This window comes from Acinetobacter sp. UBA6720 (assembly GCF_002454215.1).
Taxonomy (GTDB): domain Bacteria; phylum Pseudomonadota; class Gammaproteobacteria; order Pseudomonadales; family Moraxellaceae; genus Acinetobacter.
The window spans coordinates 1-12,875 of sequence record NZ_DKIK01000070.1; the positions used below are offsets into that span (position 1 = coordinate 1).

A 12,875-nucleotide genomic window follows, 5' to 3' on the forward strand; every position below is an offset into this window, starting at 1 on the left:
GGTATTCCCTTTTTAGATCATATGATTGATCAAATCAAGCGACATGGCTTATTTGATATTGATATTGAATGTGATGGCGACTTGGAAATTGATGATCACCACACGGTTGAAGATTGTGGTATCACGCTTGGACAGGCTTTTGCCAAAGCTTTAGGTGACAAAAAAGGTTTACGCCGTTATGGTCATTTTTATGCACCGTTGGATGAGTCCTTGAGCCGTGCTGTGGTGGACTTATCGGGCCGTCCAGGTTTGTTTATGGATATTCCATTTACTCGCGCCATGATTGGTCGTTTTGATGTGGATTTATTCTCTGAGTTTTTCCAAGGCTTTGTGAACCATGCTTTAATGACAGTGCACATTGATAATCTCAAAGGGAAAAATAGCCACCACCAAATTGAAAGTGTGTTCAAGGCTTTTGCCCGTGCGCTTCGTATGGCATGTGAAATTGACCCACGTGCAACCAACACCATTGCTTCAACCAAAGGTAGCTTGTAATGACCCGTATTGCCCTTCTTGACTATGGTATGGGTAACCTACACTCAGCAGCAAAAGCGCTTGAACATGTCGGTGCAACAGTCGATGTGACCAATGATCCTAAACTGATTGCTCAGGCCGATAAAATTGTCTTCCCTGGCGTAGGCGCCATGCGTGACTGTATGCAAGGCATGCATGAAGCAGGGATTGATGAAGTCATTCGTCATGCGGCATTTAATAAACCAGTCTTGGCGATCTGTGTCGGCATGCAAGCACTGATGCAACGCTCTGAAGAAAACGGCGGTGTCGATGCTCTCGGTATTTTTGAAGGAACGGTAAGACGTTTTCCAGATGTAGATGGCTTAAAAGTGCCACACATGGGCTGGAACCAAGTTCATCAAGCTGACCCAAGCCACCCAATGTGGAAAGACATTGAACAAGATGCACGTTTTTACTTTGTTCACAGCTTCTATGTTGAACCGAAGAATAGCGACATTGTGGCTGCAACTTGTGACTATGGTTTAGAGTTCTGTACCGTGATTCATCAAGAAAATTTATTTGCAACACAGTTCCACCCTGAAAAAAGTCATACCGCAGGTTTGCAACTGCTAAAAAACTTTGTGGAATGGAAAATTTAATTCATTCCAGCCTCTGTTTGATTTTAAAAAGCTCAACTTCAGTTGAGCTTTTCTCTTATTATCTACAAATAACAGTTTAGAAATATACAAAATGCTCCAATTCCAATTCTTTCCTCGCTCTTGCCCCACACCACCAAAACTTTTAGAGGTTACTGAAGTCTTCAAGCAGCACATTACTGGTATAAGTTCACAAACACATCAACTTTCCAGCAATGAAGTTCTTCTTACTATTGCAACTGGGCTTGAAAAAATCGGGTTCAAAGTTGAAAAAAGTAAATCTTCCGAAGATAAAATCCTTGTTCCAGTCCTATTCGGTTATAACAACCAAGCTTCTAAAAGTTTCTTAGCCGATGCCATTCATTTCGAGCAAAAAATCGTTATTGAAGTCGAAGCTGGACGCGCAGTCGCCAATAACCAGTTTTTAAAAGATGTATTTCAAGCCAGTATGATGGTTAATATCGACTATCTAGTTTTAGCTGTGCGAAATACTTACCGCCAATCAGATGATTTTCAAAAGGTATATCAATTTTTAGATACGCTTTACACGTCACAGCGTATTATTCTTCCATTAAAAGGAATTCTAGTAATCGGGTACTAATTTAATATTGATAGAAAGTTTTTGTTTTACAGCACACTACTACACACCAAATAATTACAATGCCTTTCCATTGTCACCAAATTTGATTATGATTTGCCTGCTTTTTAGACATTTTTATTTATAAAAAATTTAATTTACAACGATAAGGTAAGTCACTATGACTCAATATGTACAAGAATCTGCGCTGAACGCCGCAGGTCGCTTCGGACGTTTTTCATATCTCGCATGGAACTGCCTCCTTGCCATCGTCGCTGTGATTATCATTGGTATTTTTGCCGTGATTTTTCCAACGACTTTCATCAACATGGAAACAGGCAACTTTGGTGGTGGCATGATTTTTCTTGCTGTGATTTATATAGCAATTTTCTATTTCACCTTCGTATTTACCATTCGTCGCCTACATGACCGCAACCATACGGGCTGGTTATCGCTGTTAATGCTGGTACCTCTTGCTAACGTGATCTTAATGCTTTACCTGATTTTTGCACCAGGTGATGATCGTAGCAATAGCTATGGTTCGCCACGCCCAACCGCAGGTTGGGAAACAATTCTAGCGTGGATTTATATCCTGCTATTTGTCGTTGGTATTTTAGCAGCAATTGCTTTGCCTTCTTATCAAAGCTATATACTGCGTGCCAATCAATCACAGATCGAAATGCAACAGCAATAAAAATGCATTCTGTTATCTTGGATTGTACTTAAAACCTGCTTCTTGCAGGTTTTATTTTGCCTTTAAAATCAAAAACCACTAGTCTGAGATAAAAGCATGCCTCAGATATAACATGAATAATTCCCTACCCAGTCTCCCTATCCCCAACAAAGAACACATTCAAATTTTGCCTCGTTTTCAAAATTTGCCAATGCAAGCGATTCATGTCATTCAGAACATAGAACAGTGTGAAGCCATTCGCACTGAACTGGAACAGATTGCCATCTTCGGTTTTGATAGCGAGTCCAAACCGACCTTTCAAGTGGGAGAAGTCTCTACTGGGCCACATCTCATTCAACTGGCCAGCGTCGAGCGTGCTTATTTGTTTCAAATGAGCCCTCCCATTTGGAGCTTCCTTGCGCCATTTTTGGCGAATCCAGACCAGCTCAAAGTGGGTTTTGGTTTAAAAAATGATGCTCATCTGTTCCGTAAAAAAGGCTTTGAGTTAAATGGTATCGTTGAGCTGTCAAAATGCTTTGCAAGCTTTGGGTTGAGCAACCCTGTTGGCATTAAAAATGCCATCGCCCTGCTGTTTCAACTCAACTTCCCGAAAAGCAAAAAAGTCAGCACGTCAAATTGGGCAAGGAAAGTCCTTACGCCTGAACAAATTAACTATGCTGCCGCCGATGCCTACGCCGCCCTGTTGGTTTTTGAAGAATTGCGGCATTTGGAACAACTACCGAAAGAGATTTTGCAAAAACTGGAAAATATCATAAAACCTCCTCGTCATGAAAAGCTGTAACAGGTGCTTAGAAAATTGCCAATACTTTGCTAAGATGACTGACATTGATTTTATTTAAGATTTGGCTAGGAGCGAAAGCATGCTGATCATCCCTGCAATTGACCTGAAAGATGGCAAATGTGTTCGTTTAAAACAAGGTCGTATGGAAGACGATACGGTTTTTTCTGATGATCCTGTTGCAACTGCACAGCACTGGGTAAATGAAGGCGCGCGTCGCTTACATTTGGTCGATTTAAATGGTGCTTTCGCGGGTACGCCAATTCATAAACCTGTGGTTGAAGCGATTGCTCGCGCACAACCTGAACTGCCCATTCAAATCGGCGGCGGTATTCGCTCACTAGAAACCATCGAACACTACCTAGAAGCGGGTGTATCTTTTGTCATTATTGGCACCAAAGCAGTTCAAGAACCTGAGTTTGTTGAAGAAGCTTGTAAGAAATTTGCAGGTCATATCATTGTCGGGATTGATGCCATGAATGGCATGGTGGCCACCGATGGTTGGGCCAATGTGACCGATGTGAAGGCAACTGATTTGGCCAAACGTTTTGCCGATGCAGGCGTATCAAGCATTGTCTATACCGACATTGCACGTGACGGCATGATGCAAGGGGTCAATGTTGAACAAACTGTTCAACTGGCACAATACTCTGGCCTACCTGTGATTGCATCAGGTGGTGTGACCAACCTTGATGACGTACGTAACCTCAAAGGTCAACCTGGTATTTTAGGTGCAATTACTGGTCGTGCGATTTACGAAGGCAGTTTAAACCTACGTGAAGCACAATTGCTATTAGATGAACAATCGCTCTAACTGTAGAATTTAAAAAAGAGGTCTATTGACCTCTTTTTTATGCATTAAATATCAGTTTGAAGATCTGCTTCTTAATAAATTGCATTACGAATAAACTTTAACGATACATTGCCACGGTTGATATATTGGTATTCAATGGCACTCGAAAAAACGATCGACTCTCCTACACCCAAGACTTTCATGTCGCCTGCCAAATCCAAAGTTAGTTCACCCTCCATCACATAGAGCATCTCACGCCAGCCTTCTGGGTCAGGTTCAGCACTATAGTGTTCATTCGGTGCCAGTACCCATGTCCATAGCTCTACTTTTTGTGTCGCTGCCGCTGAAGCCATTAATTTTGCTTCACTGTGTGCTTGTGTGCCCTGCCAAGCCAAAACGTTCACCACCGCTTGCCCTTGCTGTTCAGGCGCAGCAATAATTTGTACAAAATCGACCTCAAGCACATCGGCTATCAAGCTGAGCTTTGCCAGACTAATATTGTCCTGCCCAGATTCAACCCCAGCTACCATACGACGGCTTAACCCAGCTAAATCAGCGAGTTGCTGCTGACTCAGGCCTTTTAAACTTCGATAATGACGCACATTTTGGCTGACGTGTTGTAGCACCGCAGGAGAGTTCATACAGATAAATCAAAAAAAATATTGAGCAATATATTGCACACAAAAACAAAGCATGACAAGCTATGTGCAATATATTGCACACCAGTCTTTTTATGTTGAATACTCAGCTCGGTTCTAAAGCGCCTGTGATTGCGCTGATTCTCATTACTTTTATTTGGGGCGGCACCTTCTTGGCCGTGAAATATGCCTTAAATTTTAGCTCCCCCATGTTCTTTGTCGGTTGTCGTTTCGCCTGTGCCGCGACCATTATTGGCTTATTTTCCTATCAACATTTAAAACACATCACCCGGCAGGACCTGTGGGCAGGTGCACTCATTGGCTGTATGGTCACGATTGGCTATGGCACACAAACGGTCGGACTACAAACAGTCAGTAGCAGTGAATCTGCCTTTTTAACGGCACTGTATGTCCCCCTAGTCCCCCTACTATTGTGGTTGATCTTTCGTAAAGTGCCCCATTTTATGATTTGGATTGGTGCACTCTGTGCGTTTATAGGCTTAGTCCTGCTCACAGGCAATAGTCTGAACTCAATCTCATTGAATTTTGGCCAGACCTTAACCCTGTTCGGTGCAATTGCTATAGCAATGGAAATTATTCTGATTGGTTATTTTGCCCCAAAAGTTGATATTGGTCGGGTGACGGTCATTCAACTGGCGGTTGCCTCTGTGCTCGCTTTTGCATCCATGCCACTGGCTGGTGAGCAACAACTACCTGCTTTTTCATGGCCATTATTAGGCATTGCATTTGGATTGGGGCTTGCCAGTGCTGTGATTCAATATGTCATGAATTGGGCACAGCGCTCAGTCAACCCATCACAAGCAGCGATTATTTACGCAGGAGAGCCTGTGTGGGCAGCGCTATTTGGGCGCCTTGCAGGAGAACGTTTAGCACCACTGGCTTTGTTGGGCGGTCTCTTGGTGGTGTTTGGCATTATGATGAGTGAATGGAAACCCAAACTGTTGAAATCAAAAAAAGAAGCTGAACAGCACTAATTTAACGTTCAAATGCGGTGTCTGCTGAGTCTAAACATAAATTGTATAGATTCAGCAGCACAAGTTCATGTTTAGAACGATACCATCTTACCCGGATTAATCATTGCTCCTAAACCATACATACTTTTGGCAATTGGAATCACTAACGGTGCCAATGCCCGACCAAAAGGAATGTTCTGATGTTGAATTCGGGTCAACATATTAAAATCATCACATTGACCACAGAAATCATCGGCAATGGCTTTACCAATACGCACCGTTTGCGCAACACCATGCCCACTCCAGCCCTGTACGGCATAAATGGGATATTGATGACCAAATTTCCGACTGTCCGCCGCACCATTAACGGTTAAATCTGTCGTTCCACTCCACACAAAGTCAAGTGCCACCTGCTCTAGCTGAGGAAATACATGCTGAATACGTCCCAGCAAATAGTCATGGGTTTGTTCAGGACTCCAACACGAGCCAGTGCCTTCGCCCCCAAATAACAATCGGTTTTTTGAAACGCCACGGTAGTAATCAATTTGAAATTGCGTATCGTATACAGGCAGATCCGTCGGCAATAGCTCTTTCAAATCTAATGCTAAAGGTGCTGTGGTACAGACGTAAGTATAAAAAGGAATCGTAGTTTGATTACGTTCTTCTAATAGTTTAAATGAAGCATGATGTACAGCCATCACCACGCTTTTACGCGCTTTAATCACCCCTTGCGCTGTGGTCACATAAATACCATCGGCACGTTCCTGAATCGACTGAACTTCTGTTTGCTCATAGATGCTACCGCCCTTTTGGCAAAAGCCATACGCCAGACCACGTGTCAACGCTAAAGGATGAATATGTCCACCTAAATGATCCAATAAACCACCAAAATAGTTATCCGATTGCACATGCTCTCGTAATTCCTCTTGGGTCAGCATTGAGGTATTTTTTTCATCTAAGTACTGACGTGCTTGCATGCCTTCACGCAAGGCATCTAAATGCCCTGGGTGTACTGCGGCCGTTAGATGTCCACGTTTACGTTGTAAATCTAAATCATATTTTTCAGTAATGTCATCAATCAAAGTCATGGCTTCAGTTGAGGTAAAGTGCCATAACTTTTTTGCCTCTTCAAAGCTGAAGTGCTCGATCATGGTTTCGGCTTCCCAACGTGCCAATCCCGGTGTGAGTTGCCCACCATTGCGCCCTGAGGCAGCACTGCCCACTCGGTTCTTTTCAACCAAGACCGTATCTACACCCTGCTCCGACAAATGCAGTGCTGCCGAGGTTCCCAATAAGCCACCACCTATCACTACGACATCACATTCGATATCTGCATTTAAAGCATCAAACTCATGCCATACATGCATTGAACTTTCATAATAATTGGCAGGATGATCAAACGCACCATGTTGCGGGTTTAACCAATTCCACTCTTTGCCGCTTTGTACAGCAAAACTGGCTTTGTATTCAACGTCATCTACAAATGTCGGTTTATTCATATTCATTTCATTTACACTCAATATTACTTTCATTTTCATGCAGGGCTTAGTATGCATTTCCAATTACAATGTTTTGCTTTTTCAATTTCTTATAAATAAATAGCCCAATACCAATTGCTAGCCAAGAGCACCCAAAAATCAGGGCATTTCGTTCTAAGTTGACCCACAGGCAAAGCATCACCAATACGGATAACAGAGGCAGGATCAAATTGAGACATTTGTTTTTGACGCCTTGAGTTTGTTTTTCCAACAGATAAAACTTCACAAAAACCGAGAAGTTCACCGCCGTAAAGGCAATCAATGCACCAAAGCTAATCATACTGACCACAGTCGCAAGATCTAAGAAAATGGCAGACAATGAGATCAAGCCAATGCTCAATACCGCGTACAAGGGGGTACCCAGTCTTGCATGTAATTGCCCAAAGGTTGCTTTGGGGAAAATGCCATCTTTCGCCATAATATGAATTAGGCGTGAAGCACTCGCATGGGTCGCCAGACCTGAAGCAAAGGTATTCATGATTTGAGCACACAGAAATACAGCTTGGAACAATGCCCCTCCGACATAGAGAACAATCTCAGGTAAAGCTTCATCAGGTTTGTTAAAACGAACATTCGTTGGGAAGTACAACTGAATAAACCATGATGCTGTGATAAAGATGGCCCCCCCAGCCAATGTGGTAAGTAAAACCGCGCGCGGAATGTTCTTTTGCGGATCTTTGGTCTCATGCGACATGGTCGTAACTGCATCAAAACCCAAAAATGAAAAACATAAAATGGAGGCGCCCGCAATCAAAGGTAAAACAGAGCTGTCCCCATTAAACAATGGCGCTAAAGTCAGTACATGATCATAACCTTGCTCTGACCCCACCCCTTGAATGACCAAATAAATAAACAGAACCATCAACAGTAAGGGCAAAAGCACAAACACCAAACTCAAGTTCGCTAAAATATTGATTCTGAAGCAGTTGATTAGGGTGACTAAACCTGTAAATAAAACCACCCAGACCCAATAGGGCACGCTCGGAATGACCGCTTCCAAATAAATACCCGCCAGTAAAGCATTAACTAAAGGCAGTAAAATATAATCGAGCAGTGAACACCAACCAACAAAAAAGCCCGCTTTAGCTCCACAGGACTGTGCGGTGTAGTTATAAGCAGAGCCTGAGTCACCGCTGACCCGACTAAAACGTGCATAACTAAATGCCGTTAATAGCATTGCAAACAACGCCAGAATATACGCCAATGGCACACGACCATCGGTGATCCCAGACACGATACCAAAAGTATCGAACACCACCATTGGGGTCATGTAGGCCACACCAATAATGACCACTTGCCATAGTGACATTTTCTTTAAAGAAAAATCTGCATTTTTCACCGAAATCACCATCTTTCATTTTTCAATCTAGTGATTTTGGTTTTTGCAACAACTATGCCATATAATAGCATCTTCTGTATTTTAAGAATATTGAATAAAATGCCTAAATACGATTTAGAAACTCGAAAAGCAGCAATTCAACGCTATAAACTCACTGATTATAAGGTTGCTGTTTGCAAAGAATTCAACATCTCACGTGTGACCCTCGATGCATGGATTAAGCTAGAGGAAGAAACTGGAGATTTATCTCCAAAAGCAGCTAGTAATCGTGGAGCACCTAGCCACATTAAAGACTGGAATGAATTCCAAGTATTTGTTAAAAATACAAAATTTCAAAATATTAGCGATTTAGTTCCACTTTTTGAACAGCACTTTGGCTATTCGGTTTCTTATGCCGTACTGGTTCGTGCCATTCATGTTTTAGGCTTGCGTCGTCGTCGTGGAAGATTCTATGCCTAGCCAGAATCATGCTATTTTTTATAATCAATATCGAACATATTTTTATATAAATAACTGTACATTAATGTATAGTTATTTTATTAAAAAAGTAAATTTAAATTATTAAATATGTAAAATATATTAAATAAAAATGTAAATTATAAATATTAAAAATGTAAGATTTATTGAACAAAAATGTAAAACATAAAATTTAATTTGGTACAGTGCTTTTTTAAAGCCTGCGCAAAAATAGTGAAACTGCTGCATTATATGGTTTCATCTCAGTGCATAAATCCCATCTCAAAAGATACAGACCTAAAAAAAGGGCAAACTGCCCTTTTAAAGTCATCTGGTCTTATTGATACATCGGCTCATTATCATTTAAACGAATGATGCCTTTAATCGCACGATATACAATCCACACCCATGACAGTACAATCACGGCGACGCAGAAGGTTGAAGCGCCTAGTGCTACACCTGCAAATGCCGTGGCATTTTCACCTGTAAAGAATAAGAAAAGAAACGGCACAAAGGCAATCACGTTCCAAATTAAATACCACCAAAACGTGCGAATCTGCCATGTAAAATGGCTCTCAAAAATAGAACCACGGACTGCATCGCGCTTGATGTAATTAATGACTAAAGCGATCACTGCTAAAATTCCTGCAGAAAAAATCGCAACAATATACAAAATATAAAGAATAAAGGTCAGGCTACGATTCGGATCTTGATCGACTGAATAATTCATATTGTCCCTCATAAAGTGGGCTTTTGACTTTAAATAGGCAAACTATTGAAAGGAGAAATAAGCCATAAAATTAAAAGAATATTGAAAAAGATTGTACAAAAGTAAATCTTTCTAAAGGGTTGTTTTTGTGTTTTATGACGTAGCTTTTGTTGTGCCAGCCATGCGGCAGGCCATCCGCCTAAAAATGAAAGCAGATGCAACGTATTTTCAGGTACGCGGCGCTGCCCATTTTGCGCCGCTTCTTTGTCTTGTGCATAGAACCAATAACTGGCTGCATTCATTAAACTAATAAAGAGCAACACCAACCCACTTAAACGCCCCAGCAGCACCAACAACGCTAAAACAACAATGTACGCCACCGAAGCGATTTGCATTGGACGCAAATTTTGGCCTTGTACGGTCTTTTTCAGGGGCTTCTTTTGAGTCCGATTATTTTGGGTTTGTGATGCTTTTAAATAGCTGACTTGCTGTGCACGATAACGCCCTTGCGCATCTAAAATCGCATTATATTCCAATGCACATCCTACTATGGGGCGAGGACCTTGCCGCGCAAAGTCCTTGATATGTAAAAACACGCGATCTTTGCTGTCATCGTTAGGCTGAATAAAGCCGTAGCCCTTATCATCAAACCATTCAATGAGTCGTCCTTGGTCACGCATTTTTCTTTCCTATTTAAGTAGTTACAAACTTTAAGCGGTCAATCACCATATTACGCATTTCGACAGGATTTTTCTGCAAAATATCCTCCCCAGTACGGCCTTGTTCTGCATTTTTTTGTGCCACTTGTAAACGCATCATCCAAAAACGTGCAGCAGCCATTGCGAGATACAACTCTAGGCAAGATTTTTCATCAGCAGTTAAAGGACGAATGCTTTCATAGGCGTTTAAAAATGCGATGGCCTTGGCTTCATTTAAATGTACACTTGGGTATTCGGTGCAGAAGTCATTCAGCGTAATCGCAATATCGAACAAGAACTCATCTTTATTCAGTTCATAAAAGTCTAAAATGCCCTTGAGCTGATTGCCCTCAAACAAAGTATTGTCTCGAAATAAGTCCGAATGAATAAAACCTTTTGGACGATTCGGATAAACTGCCGACAATGCATCGTATAGACCCAATAATTTGCTCAATAATACTTGATCCGCTTCAGTTAAAGTCGGTTTCATGTCTAATGCCACCGCCAGCCAGTAATCATGGTCACGGTATTCTGCACGTTCCAGTGGAAAATCTTGCAGTGCTACATGCATTTTCGCTTGTGCAACGGCAATTGCCTCAGTTTGCTCAAGGGTCGCAGGCATAGGGTGTTTGCCCATCATCCGTGGGGCAATTTGTGCGGGCTTCTCTTTTAAGCTATGAATGGCTTTACCTGAATGACTTAATGGCACGGGTACCGTTAAACCTGCTTGGCCCAAATGCTCAAGTACAGGAACCAACTCGCCTGCGCCTTGTTCATCCATCTCTTCAAATACAGTTAACACGTACTGCACAGCATTTTCACACACAATAAAATAGTTCGTATTTTGAATACCGCCTTGAATCGGGATCAGATCCATCACCTCTAGTCCATAAGGTGCTGCAAACGCCTGAACTTCCTGTAAAGTCAAAGTGGTATAAACCGACATATAAAACCTGCGAAAAAACTTACATAAGTTTGATAGAATACCTGCTCCGACTATTAAGGTGTAGCATCTAAGTCGCGAAGTTTCATAATCGGCTGTTATTTTTGGAAAAAATTATGCTAGCTAAACGTATTATTCCTTGCCTCGACGTAGACAACGGTCGTGTAGTGAAAGGTGTTCAATTCCTTGATATTCGTGATGCAGGTGACCCAGTAGAAGTAGCACGCCGATATAACGAGCAAGGTGCTGATGAAATTACCTTCTTAGATATTACAGCAACCTCAAATGGCCGCGACACAACCTACCGTACCGTTGAACGTATGGCTGAAACGGTTTTTGTTCCCTTAACTGTCGGTGGTGGGGTACGTAAAGTTGAAGACATTCGTCTCTTACTCAATGCTGGTGCAGACAAAGTGAGCATTAACTCAGCAGCTGTGTTTAATCCTGAATTTGTCCAAGAAGCATCGCAACGCTTTGGCGCACAGTGTATTGTGGTTGCTATTGATGCAAAAAAAACGGGTGAAAATAAATGGGAAATTTTCACTCATGGTGGCCGTAAACCAACAGGCATTGATGCCATTGAGTGGTCAGTGAAAATGGCTAACTTTGGCGCAGGTGAACTATTGATTACCTCGATGGATGCCGATGGCACCAAAGCAGGATATGACCTCGAGCTGATGCGCCAAATCAATGACCGTGTCACTATTCCAACCATTGCTTCGGGTGGTGTTGGCAACTTACAACACTTGGCCGATGGTATTTTAAAAGGTGGAGCCGACGCCGTACTGGCTGCTTCAATTTTCCACTTTGGGCAACACACCATTCCTGAAGCGAAGAAATACCTTGCGGAACAAGGCATTGAAATGCGTTTATAATTGACAGCATCATTCTGAAATGATTAAAAGAGTATCGAAAGATGCTCTTTTTTTATGACTTCAGTTTTTTATAACTATTTAGAACAACAATTAGAGATCAAACAGTGCAAGACTTACAGGTTATTTTTCTTATCTTTGGCATCGCTTTCTTATTTCTATTACTGTACCTATTAAGAAAATACACAGATCATCCTTTTACCATGTTCGCCATTATTCCCTTCTTAGGCTTGTGCATGTTTAGTTATGTAATGTTCTCAGAATACCAACTCACACAGTATTATAAAAAAGCCTTTGCCGCCCCTGAGCAAATTCGTTATTGCGGAACTTTTCATCAATGGGTAGAAATCAGACAGCAAAACCGACACAACGTCAGCATTGAAAAAGCCTTTTATTTTCAAAATGATCGACAAGGGTTCATATTTACCAACAGTCTACAAGCCAGACAACGCTTTTCAGTGCTGAACACATTAAAAGTGAATGACCCCATTTGCTTCCAGTTTTCTCCACAGTATAAGGACGAAATGGATCGCTATATTTTAACGGGCTTTAAAAAACAGATGAATTAAAAAGCTCAATTCCACTGTACTCATTCACAGCTAGTGCCATTGCCTCAATTATGCAACAGATGTTAAAGCTTAGAATGCTCTCTAGATCTTGTTCGAACCTACACTCTCAATTTTTGAGATAAAAAAAGGGAGTCTTGCGACTCCCTATAAACCTAGAATAACGACTATATTGCTCTGTTAAACTGGAA

The 12,875-nt window shown here is 41.7% G+C and carries 16 protein-coding genes; 10 read left to right on the plus strand and 6 right to left on the minus strand.

Going from position 1 to position 12,875, the window contains the following annotated elements; genetic code table 11:
• From hisB to hisA, 6 genes are all read left to right on the plus strand, one after another.
• Positions 1-495, plus strand: a 495-nt coding sequence (gene hisB, locus B4F08_RS05710) for an imidazoleglycerol-phosphate dehydratase HisB (protein ID WP_291373727.1), incomplete at its 5' end; no start/stop codon positions are given.
• On the plus strand, positions 495-1,112 hold the full coding sequence (gene hisH, locus B4F08_RS05715) for an imidazole glycerol phosphate synthase subunit HisH (protein ID WP_291373729.1): 618 nt from the start codon (positions 495-497) through the stop codon (positions 1,110-1,112). The genes hisB and hisH, both read left to right, overlap by 1 nt.
• Before the next feature lie 91 nt (positions 1,113-1,203).
• Positions 1,204-1,710, plus strand: a complete 507-nt coding sequence (locus B4F08_RS05720; protein WP_119063251.1) for a hypothetical protein — start codon at positions 1,204-1,206, stop codon at positions 1,708-1,710.
• A 157-nt stretch (positions 1,711-1,867) separates the two neighbouring features.
• Positions 1,868-2,380, plus strand: coding sequence for a DUF805 domain-containing protein (locus tag B4F08_RS05725; RefSeq protein ID WP_086209073.1), 513 nt, complete (start codon positions 1,868-1,870; stop codon positions 2,378-2,380).
• A 112-nt stretch (positions 2,381-2,492) separates the two neighbouring features.
• The gene (locus tag B4F08_RS05730) at positions 2,493-3,161 is read left to right on the plus strand and encodes a 3'-5' exonuclease (protein WP_291373734.1); all 669 of its coding nucleotides are present in this window, start codon (positions 2,493-2,495) and stop codon (positions 3,159-3,161) included.
• Positions 3,162-3,240: 79 nt separating this feature from the next.
• A complete protein-coding gene (gene hisA / locus B4F08_RS05735) occupies positions 3,241-3,972 on the plus strand; it encodes a 1-(5-phosphoribosyl)-5-[(5-phosphoribosylamino)methylideneamino]imidazole-4-carboxamide isomerase (RefSeq protein ID WP_086209075.1) in 732 nt (243 codons plus the stop codon).
• A 71-nt stretch (positions 3,973-4,043) separates the two neighbouring features.
• Here hisA and B4F08_RS05740 read toward each other — a convergent pair whose 3' ends face one another.
• Entirely contained in the window at positions 4,044-4,592 is a 549-nt protein-coding gene (locus B4F08_RS05740; RefSeq protein ID WP_110974194.1) for a helix-turn-helix domain-containing protein, read from the minus strand.
• 92 nt (positions 4,593-4,684) lie between these two features.
• On the opposite strand from B4F08_RS05740, the gene B4F08_RS05745 reads away from it, so the two are divergent.
• A complete protein-coding gene (locus B4F08_RS05745; RefSeq protein WP_291373737.1) occupies positions 4,685-5,584 on the plus strand; it encodes a DMT family transporter in 900 nt (299 codons plus the stop codon).
• 71 nt (positions 5,585-5,655) lie between these two features.
• Here B4F08_RS05745 and B4F08_RS05750 read toward each other — a convergent pair whose 3' ends face one another.
• Positions 5,656-7,095, minus strand: coding sequence for an NAD(P)/FAD-dependent oxidoreductase (locus B4F08_RS05750; protein ID WP_404814595.1), 1,440 nt, complete (start codon positions 7,093-7,095; stop codon positions 5,656-5,658).
• A gap of 13 nt (positions 7,096-7,108) precedes the next feature.
• Positions 7,109-8,410: an APC family permease gene (locus B4F08_RS05755; protein WP_414632452.1), complete on the minus strand. Its 1,302-nt coding sequence runs from the start codon at positions 8,408-8,410 to the stop codon at positions 7,109-7,111.
• A gap of 129 nt (positions 8,411-8,539) precedes the next feature.
• Between B4F08_RS05755 and B4F08_RS05760 the strand changes: the two genes are divergently transcribed.
• On the plus strand, positions 8,540-8,899 hold the full coding sequence (locus B4F08_RS05760) for a hypothetical protein (protein WP_086209080.1): 360 nt from the start codon (positions 8,540-8,542) through the stop codon (positions 8,897-8,899).
• A 334-nt stretch (positions 8,900-9,233) separates the two neighbouring features.
• Here the strand turns inward: B4F08_RS05760 and B4F08_RS05765 are convergent, their stop codons facing one another.
• Genes B4F08_RS05765 through B4F08_RS05775 form a run of 3 tightly spaced genes read right to left on the minus strand, consistent with a single transcriptional unit; the run spans position 9,234 to position 11,249 of the window.
• Complete coding sequence (locus B4F08_RS05765) at positions 9,234-9,626, minus strand: DUF4870 family protein (protein ID WP_086209081.1); 393 nt, start codon at positions 9,624-9,626, stop codon at positions 9,234-9,236.
• A gap of 29 nt (positions 9,627-9,655) precedes the next feature.
• A complete protein-coding gene (locus B4F08_RS05770; protein WP_291373741.1) occupies positions 9,656-10,285 on the minus strand; it encodes a DUF1294 domain-containing protein in 630 nt (209 codons plus the stop codon).
• Between the two features lie 13 nt (positions 10,286-10,298).
• Entirely contained in the window at positions 10,299-11,249 is a 951-nt protein-coding gene (locus B4F08_RS05775; protein WP_291373743.1) for a homoserine kinase, read from the minus strand.
• Between the two features lie 110 nt (positions 11,250-11,359).
• Between B4F08_RS05775 and hisF the strand changes: the two genes are divergently transcribed.
• The gene (hisF, locus tag B4F08_RS05780; protein ID WP_308463950.1) at positions 11,360-12,121 is read left to right on the plus strand and encodes an imidazole glycerol phosphate synthase subunit HisF; all 762 of its coding nucleotides are present in this window, start codon (positions 11,360-11,362) and stop codon (positions 12,119-12,121) included.
• Positions 12,122-12,225: 104 nt separating this feature from the next.
• Positions 12,226-12,687: a hypothetical protein gene (locus tag B4F08_RS05785; protein WP_291373745.1), complete on the plus strand. Its 462-nt coding sequence runs from the start codon at positions 12,226-12,228 to the stop codon at positions 12,685-12,687.
• Positions 12,688-12,875 lie beyond the last annotated feature (188 nt).

Coding starts and splice junctions, on each gene's coding strand:
- B4F08_RS05765 (WP_086209081.1), bottom strand. CDS start 9,626: ATGAATTATTCAGTCGATCAAGATCCGAATCGTAGCCTGACCTTTATT.
- B4F08_RS05740 (WP_110974194.1), bottom strand. CDS start 4,592: ATGAACTCTCCTGCGGTGCTACAACACGTCAGCCAAAATGTGCGTCAT.
- B4F08_RS05750 (WP_404814595.1), bottom strand. CDS start 7,095: ATGAAAGTAATATTGAGTGTAAATGAAATGAATATGAATAAACCGACA.
- hisA (WP_086209075.1), top strand. CDS start 3,241: ATGCTGATCATCCCTGCAATTGACCTGAAAGATGGCAAATGTGTTCGT.
- B4F08_RS05755 (WP_414632452.1), bottom strand. CDS start 8,410: ATGTCACTATGGCAAGTGGTCATTATTGGTGTGGCCTACATGACCCCA.
- B4F08_RS05730 (WP_291373734.1), top strand. CDS start 2,493: ATGAATAATTCCCTACCCAGTCTCCCTATCCCCAACAAAGAACACATT.
- B4F08_RS05745 (WP_291373737.1), top strand. CDS start 4,685: ATGTTGAATACTCAGCTCGGTTCTAAAGCGCCTGTGATTGCGCTGATT.
- B4F08_RS05720 (WP_119063251.1), top strand. CDS start 1,204: ATGCTCCAATTCCAATTCTTTCCTCGCTCTTGCCCCACACCACCAAAA.
- B4F08_RS05775 (WP_291373743.1), bottom strand. CDS start 11,249: ATGTCGGTTTATACCACTTTGACTTTACAGGAAGTTCAGGCGTTTGCA.
- B4F08_RS05770 (WP_291373741.1), bottom strand. CDS start 10,285: ATGCGTGACCAAGGACGACTCATTGAATGGTTTGATGATAAGGGCTAC.
- hisH (WP_291373729.1), top strand. CDS start 495: ATGACCCGTATTGCCCTTCTTGACTATGGTATGGGTAACCTACACTCA.
- B4F08_RS05725 (WP_086209073.1), top strand. CDS start 1,868: ATGACTCAATATGTACAAGAATCTGCGCTGAACGCCGCAGGTCGCTTC.
- B4F08_RS05760 (WP_086209080.1), top strand. CDS start 8,540: ATGCCTAAATACGATTTAGAAACTCGAAAAGCAGCAATTCAACGCTAT.